13 protein-coding genes are annotated in these 12467 nt (G+C 69.9%); 5 read left to right on the top strand and 8 right to left on the bottom strand.

Features of this window, described 5'->3' with window-relative positions:
- Positions 1-48: 48 nt before the first annotated feature.
- Complete coding sequence (locus CI785_RS09490; protein ID WP_105031843.1) at positions 49-1359, bottom strand: alpha-hydroxy acid oxidase; 1311 nt, start codon at positions 1357-1359, stop codon at positions 49-51.
- Between the two features lie 296 nt (positions 1360-1655).
- Here CI785_RS09490 and CI785_RS09485 point away from each other — a divergent pair, with 296 nt between their 5' ends.
- Entirely contained in the window at positions 1656-1868 is a 213-nt protein-coding gene (locus tag CI785_RS09485; RefSeq protein ID WP_105031842.1) for a hypothetical protein, read from the top strand.
- Entirely contained in the window at positions 1865-2371 is a 507-nt protein-coding gene (locus CI785_RS09480; protein WP_105031841.1) for a mycothiol transferase, read from the top strand. Before CI785_RS09485 ends, CI785_RS09480 begins: the two co-directional genes overlap by 4 nt.
- 63 nt (positions 2372-2434) lie before the next feature.
- On the opposite strand, the gene CI785_RS09475 is transcribed toward CI785_RS09480, so the two are convergent.
- On the bottom strand, positions 2435-3097 hold the full coding sequence (locus tag CI785_RS09475; RefSeq protein WP_240615112.1) for an alpha-ketoglutarate-dependent dioxygenase AlkB family protein: 663 nt from the start codon (positions 3095-3097) through the stop codon (positions 2435-2437).
- Between the two features lie 243 nt (positions 3098-3340).
- Here CI785_RS09475 and CI785_RS09470 point away from each other — a divergent pair, with 243 nt between their 5' ends.
- Complete coding sequence (locus tag CI785_RS09470; RefSeq protein WP_240615111.1) at positions 3341-4855, top strand: glycosyltransferase family 2 protein; 1515 nt, start codon at positions 3341-3343, stop codon at positions 4853-4855.
- A 3-nt stretch (positions 4856-4858) separates the two neighbouring features.
- Positions 4859-5089 (top strand): hypothetical protein, encoded by a 231-nt coding sequence (locus CI785_RS09465; protein WP_240615110.1) that lies wholly within the window; start codon positions 4859-4861, stop codon positions 5087-5089.
- Between the two features lie 66 nt (positions 5090-5155).
- On the opposite strand, the gene CI785_RS09460 is transcribed toward CI785_RS09465, so the two are convergent.
- The gene (locus tag CI785_RS09460) at positions 5156-5971 is read right to left on the bottom strand and encodes a DUF1684 domain-containing protein (protein ID WP_105031838.1); all 816 of its coding nucleotides are present in this window, start codon (positions 5969-5971) and stop codon (positions 5156-5158) included.
- 215 nt (positions 5972-6186) lie between these two features.
- Between CI785_RS09460 and ppk2 the strand changes: the two genes are divergently transcribed.
- Complete coding sequence (ppk2, locus tag CI785_RS09455; protein ID WP_205753592.1) at positions 6187-7209, top strand: polyphosphate kinase 2; 1023 nt, start codon at positions 6187-6189, stop codon at positions 7207-7209.
- A 42-nt stretch (positions 7210-7251) separates the two neighbouring features.
- On the opposite strand, the gene CI785_RS09450 is transcribed toward ppk2, so the two are convergent.
- The 5 genes from CI785_RS09450 to CI785_RS09430 form a co-directional block, all read right to left on the bottom strand.
- Positions 7252-7716 (bottom strand): hypothetical protein, encoded by a 465-nt coding sequence (locus CI785_RS09450; RefSeq protein WP_105031837.1) that lies wholly within the window; start codon positions 7714-7716, stop codon positions 7252-7254.
- Between the two features lie 100 nt (positions 7717-7816).
- Positions 7817-9295, bottom strand: coding sequence for an APC family permease (locus CI785_RS09445; RefSeq protein WP_105031836.1), 1479 nt, complete (start codon positions 9293-9295; stop codon positions 7817-7819).
- Positions 9296-9442: 147 nt separating this feature from the next.
- Positions 9443-10903: an amino acid permease gene (locus CI785_RS09440; RefSeq protein WP_105032144.1), complete on the bottom strand. Its 1461-nt coding sequence runs from the start codon at positions 10901-10903 to the stop codon at positions 9443-9445.
- An 80-nt stretch (positions 10904-10983) separates the two neighbouring features.
- Positions 10984-11631: a TetR/AcrR family transcriptional regulator gene (locus tag CI785_RS09435; protein WP_105031835.1), complete on the bottom strand. Its 648-nt coding sequence runs from the start codon at positions 11629-11631 to the stop codon at positions 10984-10986.
- A complete protein-coding gene (locus CI785_RS09430) occupies positions 11615-12409 on the bottom strand; it encodes a phosphatase PAP2 family protein (RefSeq protein WP_105031834.1) in 795 nt (264 codons plus the stop codon). The genes CI785_RS09435 and CI785_RS09430 overlap by 17 nt, the downstream gene beginning before the upstream one ends.
- Positions 12410-12467: the final 58 nt, after the last annotated feature.

Below are 12467 nucleotides of genomic sequence, written 5' to 3'. Positions count from 1 at the left end.
GGAAGGGCGTGTCCGCCCTCCCGACGGGGCAGGGCGGAAGAGGGCTGCTCAGAGGGTGATGGCGGCGCCGGGGAGGTCGGTGCCCGTCGCGGTGCCCGTCGGACCGGCGGTCGCGCTGCCGAGCAGCCGGACGTGGTCCGGGGTGAGATCGGCGATCCGGTTGACGCCGAGCAGCTGCATGGTACGGACGGTCTGGGCGCCGAGGATCGCGATGGTGCGGTCCACCCCCGCGCGACCGCCTGCCATGAGGCCGTAGAGGTAGGCGCGCCCGATCAGCGTGAAGTCGGCGCCGAGGGCCAGGGCCGCGACGATGTCCCCGCCGCTCATGATGCCCGTGTCGAGGATGATGTCCGTCTTGCCCTTCAGCTCCGCGGCGACGTGCGGCAGGAGGTGCAGGGGGACCGGTGCACGGTCGAGCTGCCGCCCGCCGTGATTGGACAGGATGATGCCGTCCGCGCCGTGGTCCACGGCCTTCTTCGCGTCGTCGAGGGTCTGGATGCCCTTGACCACGAGGTTGCCCTTCCAGACGCCGCGCAGCCAGTCGAGGTCCTCGAACGTGAGGGTGGGGTCGAACATCGAATTGATGAGGTCCGCGACCGTGCCCGAGTAGCGCGAGAGCGAGGCGAACGCGAGCGGCTCGTGTGTGAGGAAGTTGAACCACCAGGCCGGCCGGTAGGAGGCGTCGACGACGGTCTTCAGGGTCAGCGCGGGCGGGATGGTCATGCCGTTGCGGACGTCGCGGAGGCGGGCGCCGGCGACGGCGGTGTCCACCGTGACCATGAGGGTGTCGTTCCCGGCGGCGGCGGCCCGCGCGATCAGTTCCATGGAGCGATCACGGTCCGTCCAGAGGTACAGCTGGAACCAGTTGCGGCCGGTCGGTGCGGCCTGTGCGACGTCCTCGATGGAGGCGGTGCCCATGGTCGAGAGGGTGTACGGGATGCCCGCTGCCGCCGCGGCCTGCGATCCGGCGTACTCGCCCTCCGACTGCATCATGCGGGTGAAGCCCGTCGGAGCGATGCCGAACGGCAGGGCCGAGTCCTTCCCGAGGATCGGGGTCACCGTGCTGACCGTGCGGACGTCGCGCAGGATCCCGGGGCGGAACTCGAGGTCGAGGAAGGCTGCGCGGGCGCGGCCCAGCGAGATCTCGGCTTCGGCGGCGCCGTCGGTGTAGTCGAAGGGTGCCTTGGGTGTTCGGCGCTTCGCCAGGTCGCGGAGGTCCCAGATGGTGTTCGCCCGCTTCAGGCGGGCGGCCGCGCCGAGCTCCGGTTTCTTGAACTGCATGAGCGGGGCGAGGTCCGCGACCTTCGGGACCCGGCGCCTGAGGGCCGGGGGGACAGCGGGGCCGGAGGATTGCTGCATGGGTGCCTTTGCTCGTCGTCGGACCGTGCCGGGATCGACCGGTGCGCGGACCGACACCACTGCACGGCCCGGGTTGATCCCCGATCCTACGGCCTGTGGTCGGGAACGTGGTGGTCGACGCCGTGATGGTCCCGTGCTCGCGCGGAGTTCCGCCGAGGACTCCTGCAACGGGTCCGGGATCCCCGCCGGCGGGTCCCGCTCACGGAGCGCCCTGCTTCCGGACGGTCCGGGGGTCACCTAGACTTCAGGGACTGGTCGAGCAGGAGGCCATGAACCGGCCCCGACGTGGAGCAGCCATGCAATACTTCCCGCAGATACTCGAACCCCTCGCCCGGGGAGATGGCGCCTCGCCCTCCCGACGGGTGCCCCTCGCCGTGCTGCCGCAGAGCCCCGGGACCCAGCAGTTCCCGGCCCAGCATCCGCAGTACCTCCCGCTCATCCCCGCACGGCAGCGACGGCGGTTCAGGCCGCTGATGGCGTCGCGGGACGCCGGGCAGGACCGGCGATGACGTCCGCGGAGGTGCTCTCCGAGGCGTTCGGCCGGCTTCCCGAGCTCGTGCGCGGCGCCGTCGAGGGCCTCGACGCCGACCAGCTGTCCCTGCGGCCGGGCGGCTCCGCGAACTCGATCGCGTGGCTCGTGTGGCACCTGGCGCGCGTCGAGGACAGCCACTTCGCGGACGCGTTCGGCCACGACGAGGTATGGCTCGCGGACGGTTTCGCCGAGCGGTGGGGGCTGTCCCTGGAACCCGGCGACACGGGGTACGGCCACTCGTCGGACCAGGTGGCTGCGGTCCGGGTCGGTTCGGCGCAGCAGCTGCTCGACTACTTCGACGCCGTGCACGCGCGGTCCCGGGGCCTGGTGGCAGCGCTCGACGAGGACGACCTGCACCGCGTGGTCGACGAAGGGTGGGACCCGCCCGTGACGCTGCTCGTCCGGCTCGTGAGCGTGATCGACGACGCCGTGCAGCACGCCGGTCAGGCCGCCTACGCACGCGGCATCATCCTCGCCTAGGCGACGGACCCCGGGCGGCCGTGACGCTGTTCGTCGGGGCCGTCCGACGCGCCGGTGCCCTGCCTAGCTGAGGCCCGTCTGCCGCAGCGTGATGTTGAGCCGCCCGTCGAAGCCGATCCCGGCGGGCGCGGTGCCCGGCAGGATCCTGAGGACCCCGTGGTAGGCGAACCGGGAGGGCCCGCCGAACACGAAGAGATCACCCGAGCCGAGTTCCAGGTCCTGCCACGGACGGTTCCGGTTCTCCGTGTTGCCGAACCGGAACACGCACGAGGAACCGAGGCTGAGTGAGACCACAGGAGCGTTCATGCGCTCCTCCCGGTCCTGGTGCATCCCCATCCGTGCGGCGTCGTCGTAGTAGTTGACCAGCGCGGCATCGGGCTCGTAGGAGGCCCCGGCCTCCGGCCCGCAGGCGGCAGTGACGGCGTCGCGCCCCAGCGAGCGGAGCACGTCGGGAAAGGGCGCGACGGCGCCTCCGCCGACGTCGTCGGCCGTGCGGCTGTACCGGTAGGGGAGCCAGTGCCACCCCAGGCTCATGCTCTTCACGGACATCACGCCGCCGGTGGGCATCGTCACGGCGCGCATGGGGACCGGTCCGCTCGCCCAGGTGCGGCACAGGGCCACCAGCTCCCGCTGGCGTACGGGATCGAGCCAGCCGGGGAGGTGCACGGCGCCCGGCCCCAGTTCGCGGGGCGGGCGGGGGATGAGGGCATCGGTCGGTTCGCTCACCTCCCCATTGTGCGCCGGTGGCATCTGCCGCGCTCCGCTACGGGGTGCGTACGGGGTTCGGGCGTACCTACGCCATTCGTTGAAGCATTCTTCGGTCTCGGCACGGGGCTGCGTCGAGGTTGCAGCGAAAGACTCGTCCAAGAAGAGCGCGGGTCCTGCTGCCAGGACCTGCGCGGAATCATGTGGATGCCACTGCTCCCTCAGGAGCGGTCCGGGCACCAGTCCCCAGGAGACGACGCAGCAATGACAATGACACTCGACGCGCCCCACGGGCAGGACTCCGCAGCGGTATCGGAGGAAGAGGGAGCCACCCGCCGACCGACCGTCCGGCTCGACCGCATCGTCGGCGTGGTGATCGCCGGCATCGTGACCGCCGCCGCCGTGCTCCTGTGGCTCGCCGTCGCGGCCAAGGGACCGGACACCACGATCGCGGAGTCGAACGACGCCGTCATCGGCATCTGGCGCGTCCTCTACAACGCGGACGCCCCTGATGCGAGCACCATCCTCGCGGCCATCGCGCTCGCGCTGCTCGCCGCCGCCGGGCTCGCCCTCGTGGAACGGCACATCGCCACGAAGGCACGCCGTTCCATGAATCCCGGCCACCAACCCCTGGCGCCGAAGGTGATCATGGCCGCCAACCGTGGCCAGTTCGCCGGCGAGGTGACCGTCACCGTGCTCATCCCCGCGCACAACGAAGAGGCGTCGCTCCCGCAGACCATCGCGTCCCTCAAGAGCCAGTCGCACCGGCCCGAGCGCATCATCGTGGTCGCCGACAACTGCACCGACGCCACCGTGCGCCTGGCCCGCGAAGCCGGCGTCGAGGTCATCGAGTCGGTGGGCAACACGAAGAAGAAGGCGGGTGCGCTCAACCAGGCGCTGAGGTGGGTGCTGCCCGAGCAGGGCGACAACGACGTGGTCATGATCATGGACGCCGACACCCAGCTCGACGACGGCTTCCTCGCCAACGCGGTGGTGCGCTTCGTCAGGGACCGCGCCCTGATGGCGGTGGGCGGCCTCTTCTACGGGGAGGACGGCCACGGCCTGATCGGCCAGTTCCAGCGGAACGAATACATCCGTTACTCCCGTCAGATGCGCCGGCGCCGGGGCCGCGTGTTCGTGCTCACCGGGACGGCGTCGCTCTTCCGGCCCGTGGCACTGCGCACCATCGCGGACAGCCGTGGCCGGACCCTCCCGGGGACGCACGGGGACGTGTACGACACCGCGGCACTGACCGAGGACAACGAGCTGACGATCGCCCTGAAGTCCCTCGGAGGTCTCATGATCTCGCCCCAGGACTGCACCGTGGTGACCGAGCTCATGCCTTCCTGGGGCACGCTCTGGAACCAGCGCCTGCGCTGGCAGCGAGGCGCCCTCGAGAACATCGGTGCCTACGGCGTCACGTCCTCCACCATGCGGTACTGGGCGCAGCAGCTGGGCATCGGCTACGGCGTGATCGCCCTCGGCGCCTACCTGGCACTGATCGTCCTCACCATCGTGTCCCTCGAGACGTGGATCTGGTTCCCGTTCTGGCTCGGACTGGGCCTGCTGTTCACCCTCGAGCGGGTCGTCACGGTGTGGAAGGGAGGCTGGAAGGCCCGCATCCTCGCCCTCACGCTGTTCCCCGAGCTGTTCTTCGACATGTTCCTCAACCTCGTGTACGTGAAGGGCATCATCGACCTCTCCTCCGGCCGCCAGGCCAACTGGAAGCACCTCACCCACGCCGCTCCGGCGCCCGCACTCTCGTCCCAGGAGGCCTAGGCCATGATCAGCAGCGCAGCAGGACCCGTCATCCGCACCGGCATCCTCCTCCCCGAGGCCGTGCTCCACACCAGCGTGTTCGCCATCCTGGCGGCCTTCGTCGCGATCAACACGGTCATCTACGCCTCGCTGGCGCTGGCCAACGTCCTGCCGAAGATCTATCCCACGGACTGGGTCACCAACCGCAACCGGCGGACCGAGACCCGGAGCATCTATCCCGGGACCGACGCCTGAGAGCACGGCGGCGAGCGCCGTCGAGCCTGGAATGTGATTGAGGGGGGCACCCGCCTGCAACGCGCGTCAGGGCAGCGGCAACTTCTCCCCGGCCTCGATCGGGGCGTCGACGACGTTCGAGTCCACCGGCATGGGGCAGGTGCCGAACGGCGTGAAGGCGCTCGGGTAGTTGATGGTCCTGTTGAAGTCCAGGACCACGGACCCGTCCGGACGAGGACGGCGCGCGGTCACCTTGCGCCACGGCGCGGTGGACGTGGCATTGGTGGCATCGTGGAATGTGATGTCGAGGGCCCCCGCCTCGTCCTGCGACGCCCGGAGCCGGTACTCCCGGCTGTCACCGGGGAGCGAGAAGACGACGTCGCCCGCCGCCACGAGTGTGCCGGGAACCTCGGGATGGGCCGTGGAGATCGGTTCCTCCTGCGGCTGTCCGTACGGTTCGAACCGGCCGTCGACCACCAGGTCGGGCCGGTAGCCGAAGACGGGGTTGCCGGTGAAGCGGGCAAGGACGGGTGCTTCCGCGTCCCTCGTCCGGATGGCGTAGCGGCCTGCACGGCGCACGAGCTCCACCACCACGCGGTGGCCGTCCGCTCCGCCGTAGGCCGCCCACAGGAGCGAGTCCTCGTCGTCGAGCACCGCGGTCAGCGTCCCCTCGAGCAGCTCGCCGGAGGCCAGTGCGGTGAGGCCGTCGGAGGGCTGCGCGATCACACGTGCCGTGCCACCCTCCGACGACCACCGGCCGGGCACGCTGTCGAGCGCGGCGGGCTGATCGGGGAGCCAGTGGTAGGACGTCAGGGACAGCCAGCCGTGCGGCTCGGCGAGTGCTGCATCGCGTGCCGCGCGGAAGCGGATCCAGCGTTCTTCGGCGGTCTGGGTGGGGCTCATGCATCGTCTCCTGGTTCTGGGTGCTGCACCGGCTAGAACCCCCGCCGACCGTCCGGCATTCCCCGCGCCGGCGGCTGTGCCGGGAGCCGCCACCGGCACCTGCGCCCTATCAAGCACGCTGAGGAGCCGTCCACCGCGACCCGGTCACGCGGTTCGCGTGTCCCTCCGCGGCGGTGTCTGGAACCATGAAGGACCGGCGGAAACGAGGAACCGAGATGACCGAGATGACGGACGAATCCACGCAGGAACCGACGGACGCGCTGACCGACGAGCCGACCGATGCCCCCGCCGACAGGACCGGCGCGGCAGGTGGCGGCGGCGTCGAAGGGGGCGTGGACGTCGGGGTGCCCCCGGCCATCCCGGTGCCCACGCCGCACGTGGAGGGCGAGGACCATGTGCTCCTGCCGCACCCGGACCAGCCGACGTGGCGCGAGGACTACCCGTACGACAGGCGGATGACCGAACGCGAGTACCAGAAGGCCAAGCGCGCCCTGCAGATCGAACTGCTCAAGATGCAGGGGTGGGTCAAGGCGAACCGCGCCAAGGTGGCGATACTGTTCGAGGGGCGTGACGCCGCGGGGAAGGGCGGGACCATCAAGCGGTTCACCGAGAACCTGAATCCCCGCGGTGCGAGGATCATCGCCCTCGACAAGCCCAGCGAGAAGGAGCAGACGCAGTGGTACTTCCAGCGCTACGTCTCGGTTCTCCCCTCGGGCGGTGAGATCGTGCTGTTCGACCGGTCCTGGTACAACCGGGCGGGCGTGGAGCGCGTCATGGGGTTCTGCACGCCCACGGAGTACCTCGAGTTCATGCGGCAGGCCCCCGAGCTCGAGCGCATGCTCGTCCGTGCCGACACCCACCTGATCAAGTTCTGGTTCTCGGTGTCCCGGGAGGAACAGCGCCGCCGCTTCGCCCAGCGCCACACGGACCCTGTGCGCCGCTGGAAGCTCAGCCCCATGGACCTGCAGTCGCTCGACAAGTGGGACGACTACACCGAGGCCAAGGAGGCGATGTTCTTCTACACGAACACGGCCGATGCCCCGTGGACGGTCATCAAGAGCAACGACAAGAAGCGGGCCCGCATCGAGGCGCTGCGTTACGTCCTGTCCGTCCTCGACTACGACGAGAAGGACCACGACGTCGTCGGCACGCCGGATCCGCTGATCGTCGGCACCGGCCCGCATTCGCGCGTGTTCGAGGCGGGCGAGCGATCCACCCGCCTTTTCCCGACGCTCTGACAGGTCGGGCAGGAATACAGGGCGGGCCGGCCGCCCGCAGGCTCAGCTGCTGTAGGTGGCCATCGCCCCGAAACCGGCGAACACGATCACCAGCATCACGATCGTGGCCAGGATCGCCAGGGCGTAGAGGATGGTCACGACCCAGCCGAGCACCTTCCCCGCCGTGGCAGGGACGCCGAGGCGCTCGGCCTTCCTGGCCTGCCAGATGGCGAGCGGTCCGAGGACGAAGCCCGCCACGAAGAGACCCACGAGTCCGAGGATCAGGGAGAGCTGCGCGGCCTTCTCACCCTCCAGTGCGGCATAGGAGGGCTGGTAGGACTGGTAGGGCCCGGCCTGGTAGCCGCCCGACTGGTAGGGGCCTGGCTGGTACCCGCCCGACTGGTACGGCTGGTAGGGCTGGGTGGGCTGGTATGGCGGAGGGGTGCTCCTGCTGCCGCTCGCGCCGCCGTCATACGGGCTCTCCTGGCTGCCGGTGGGACGTTCGCCGGGGTAGGGGTCCTGCGACATCGTGGTTCTCCTGGCTCGAGCGGACGGATGCCCCGGGCGTCAGCCCGGGGGTTCCATCATCTCGCGTCCTGCAGGTTCGCGCACGCCGGCGGCACGGTTCTCACACGGCCGTGCGCTGTTCCACCCGGAGGCGGGAATGGCGGTAGCCGTAGGCGAAGTAGATGGCGAAGCCCACCACGAGCCAGCCTGCGAAGAACAGCCACGTGATGGTCGCCAGGTTGAACATCAGGTAGAGGCAGAGCGCGGCCGATGCGAGAGGGATGACCTTGCCGAACGGCACGCGGAAGGCCGGGGTGAGGTCCGGACGCTTGCGACGCAGCACGATGATCCCGAGACTGACCGTGATGAACGCGGTGAGGGTGCCGATGTTGATCATCTCGGCGAGCACCTCCACCTGGGTGAAGCCGGCGAGCAGCGCGACCACCACGCCGCAGAGGACCTGTGTGCGCGCCGGCGTCCCGTGCCTGTCCGAGGTGCGGCTCAGGCCCCTGGGCAGGAGACCGTCGCGGCTGAGGGCGAAGATCACGCGGGCGAGGCCCATGAGCAGCACCATGATCACGGTGGTCAGGCCGATCAGGCTGCCGAGGGAGATGATGCCGGCGGCCCAGTCGGCGCCGACGAGCTGGAAGGCGGTCGCGAGCGACGGCGCCCCGGAGGCCCCGAGTTCGGTGTAGGGCACCATGCCGGTCACCACGAGGGTCACCAGGATGTAGAGGACGCTGACCACCGCGAGCCCCGCGAAGATGCCGCGCGGGAGGGTGCGGCTCGGGTTCTTCACCTCTTCGGCGGAGGTCGCGACGACGTCGAACCCGATGAACGCGAAGAAGACGAGCGCGGCGCCGGAGATGATCCCGGTGAAGCCGAAGGCGGCCGGGGACGCGCCGCTGAGGAAGGAGAGGAAGGGCTGTTCGGCCCAGCCGCCGCTCGCCGCTGCGGGCTGCGAGGCGGGGACGAACGGCGTGTAGTTCTCGGGGCTCACGTAGAAGAAGCCCACCACGATCACGAACAGCACGATGCCGATCTTGATGACGGTGAAGACGCTGTTGACCCGGGCCGAGAGCTTGGTGCCGTAGATGAGCACGGCGGTGAACACGGCGACGATCAGCAGCGGACCCCAGGTCAGGTTCAGGCCCAGCAGGCTGATCTCCGCCGGGACGGCGAGATCCAGGGCGCTGAAGAGGTCGGCCAGGTAGACGCCCCAGAACTTGGCGATGACCGCGGCGGCCATGAGCAGTTCCAGGATGAGGTTCCAGCCGATGATCCAGGCCAGCAGCTCGCCCATGGTCGCGTAGGTGAACACGTAGGCGCTGCCGGCCACCGGGATGGCCGTGGCGAACTCGGCGTAGCACATGATGGCCAGGGCGCAGGTGATGGCTGCCAGCACGAAGGAGATGGTCACGGCGGGGCCGGCGTTGAAGGCGGCAGCCTGCGCGCCCACCGAGAAGATCCCTGCCCCGACCGCGACGGCGACCCCCATGATCATGAGGTCCCACGTGGTGAGGGAGCGCTTGAGTCCGTGGCCCTTCTCGTCGGAGTCCTGGATTGATTGCTCAACGGACTTCGTCCGGAAGAGGTCCATAGGGGTGCTGGTCCTTCACTGCAGAGGGGGTGGGCGGCGACCGCCGTCGTACGGTACGGCCGGTCCCTGTCGACCCTAGGCAACGACGGCGCCCGCCGCACAATCGTTACGGTGCGGCGGGACCGTTCCCTGCGGCTCCGGGACGGGTCAGGCGTCGCGCTTCAGGAGCGCGTGGCGGGGGCTGTCCGGATTCATGAGGGAGTGCTTGCGGCCGTAGAAGAAGTAGATGAGAAGGCCGATCAGGAGCCAGATGCCGAACCGGACCCACGTCTCCCAGTGCAGTTGCAGCATCAGGAACAGGGACGAGAGGACACCGAAGGCGGGCACGAACGGCATGAGCGGCAGCTTGAAGGTCCGCGGGACCTCGGGGCGCGTGCGGCGCAGCACGATCACCGCGATGCAGACCACGACGAACGCCGCGAGGATGCCGATGTTGGTGAGGTCCGCGACGGCCCGGATGGGGAAGACCCCGGCGAGCAGCGCCGAGGCGATCCCCGCGATCCAGGTGACGCGCTGCGGGGTGCCGTGGCGGTCCGTGGTCGAGAACCACGCCGGCAGCAGTCCGTCGCGGCTCATCGAGAACCAGACGCGGGTCACGCCGAGCAGGAAGGTCAGCATGACCGTGAGGATGGAGATCACGGCGAACGCCGAGATGATCGTCGCCACGACCGGCAGGCCCACGGACTGGAAGGCCGAGGCGAAGCCCGCCGTCGGGCTGATGTCCTCGTAGTTCTGCATGCCGGTCAGGACGAGGGTCGCCAGCACGTAGAGGACCATCGCGATCGCCAGGGACAGGAGGATGGCCTTCGGCATGTGCTTCTTGCCGTCCGTCGCCTCCTCGGCCGCGGTGCTCATGGCGTCATAGCCGAAGACGGCGAAGAAGACGGTGGCGGCGCCCGTGAAGACCGCGCCGAATCCCGAGGGCAGGAACGGCGAGTAGTTCTCGGCATTGACGTAGAAGAAGCCGAGGCCCACGATCCCGAGGATGAGCAGGATCTTCAGGCCCACGGCGATGAGCTCGAACCGGCCGAAGGTCTTGGTGCCGCGGCTGAGGATGAACGTGATGATCAGGCACACCACGATCGCGGGGACGTTGACCACGCCGCCCTCGATGGTGTCCGGGGTGCCCTGCATCCAGGTGGGGACGGTGACGCCGATCCCGGACATGAACTCGGTGAAGTACCCGGAGATGCCGATCGCGACGACCGCCACGATGGCGATGTACTCGAGCAGGAGGTCCCAGCCGATGAACCAGCCGATGATCTCGCCCAGGGCCACGTAGCCGTAGGTGTAGGCGGAGCCCGCCCGCGGGATCATCCCCGCGAACTCGGCGTAGGACAACGCGGCGGCGGCGCTCGCGAGGCCGGCGATGAGGAACGAGATCAGCACGGCCGGGCCCACCGGATCGCCGTCCGCCCCGCCGTTCGCCACGAGGCCGGCGAGCGTGAAGATGCCCACGCCGATGATGCCGCCGACGCCAATCGCGGTCAGCTGCCACAGTCCGAGGCTCTTGAACAGGCCGGTACGGCCCGTCTCGTCCTCGACGTAGTCGATGGGCTTCCGCCGCAGGACCGACTGGGAGGCCTGCACGCCTGATCTGTCCGACATCATCGTCCGATCCTAGAAGGGGAGCACTGCACTTCAGCCAAGTATGAAGCGGGCCGCCGGACTGTGAAAGCGCATTTTCCTCAGCCCCGGTGACCGGGCGGGCGGCGCAGCGCGTCCAGCAGGAGACCCAGGTAGCGTTCGAATCCCGTGTGCCGCCCGGGCTCGCCGGTCGCGCGGTCGGTGCCGGCGGGGTCCGACGCCTCGTGCCCGGGCGTCAGGGAACCGAGCATGCGGATGAGGACCACCAGGTCCTCGGCGGTGAGGTCCGGCCGTGCGGCGCCGTCGTCCCTCAGGCGGGCCGCGAGCTCCTCCGCGGTGGGCCTGATGCGCTCGCGCAGCAGGGCGAGCCCGACCGAGACGAACCGGTGGTCGTGCAGCAGTTCGCGCAGGCCGCGGTCCTCCAGTTGCATGCGCGCGGCGGCCCCGATGAAGAGCCTCGCGGCCGCCCACGGGTCGTCGAGCCGGAGCGCTGCCGCGGCTGCGTCGTCGACGTCGACGACGCGCTGCTCGAGGATCGCCTCGATCAGCGTGCGGCGGTCCGGGAACCTGCGGTACACGGTGCCGACCCCCACCCCGGCGTCCCGGGCGATGTGCTCGAAGCTGCACTCGGCGCCGTGCAGCGCGAACATGCGCCGTGCCGCCGCGAGGACCACCTCGCGGTTGCGCTGGGCGTCCCGTCGCAGCGGGCGCACGACGGCGTCGCGCGTGTCCTCAGGCGGGAGCGGCATGCAGTGCGGCCCGATGCAGCCGGAAGGTCAGGAAGAGCCGGTGGGCGGTGATGACGACGGCGAGCCAGGCGATCCCGAGGGTCCAGGCCACCAGCACGTCGGTGAGCCAGTGGTGGCCGAGGTAGACGCGGCTGATGCCCATGGACACGGCGAACAGGGTCGCGAGCACCACGGTCAGTGCGCGCGTCCGCTTGCGGCGCTGCCGCACCACGAGCAGATAGGCGACGACGCCGGCGATGACGAGGGCGTTGAGGGAGTGGCCGCTGGGGAACGACGGCGAGGACTCGTACGGCGGGACGGCGAGCTCCAGCGGCGGGCGCAGGCGGCCGATGGCGTCCTTGCCCGCGACGGTCATCAGCAGGGACCCGAAAGCGGCTGCGGGCAGGAGGATCACCGGGGCCCACGATCTCCGCCGCACGGCGAGCAGCACCATGATCGAGACGGCGAGGATGGGCATGCCGACCGGTCCACCGATGTTGGTATAGCCGGTGATGAGGGCGTTGAGCCAGTCCTGGCGCAGTGACACGGCGAGGTCCAGGGCCGGCCGGTCGAGGGCGGCGACCCCGTCGGACTCGACGACGGACTCGTACACCTCGGCCGACGCCGCCGTCAGCGCGGCGGCGACACCCCCTCCGATCGCGATGAGGAGCAGCAGGGCCCCGTGCGGTCCGATCCATCGGGCGATGGGCCTGACGCACCGCACGAGGAGGCGGCCCACCGGCGTCGTCCACCGTGTGAGGTCCCGGGGTCCTACGTACTGGTCCTGGTGCGCTGGCATCCATCGACTCTATGCCGCTGTCGCGGCCGTCGGCACATAGCCGCCGCCGGAGGGGCGC

The sequence above is a fragment of the Arthrobacter ruber genome, assembly GCF_002954225.1.
GTDB lineage: Bacteria > Actinomycetota > Actinomycetes > Actinomycetales > Micrococcaceae > Arthrobacter_D > Arthrobacter_D ruber.
This window is presented reverse-complemented; position numbering and strand designations above follow the sequence as displayed.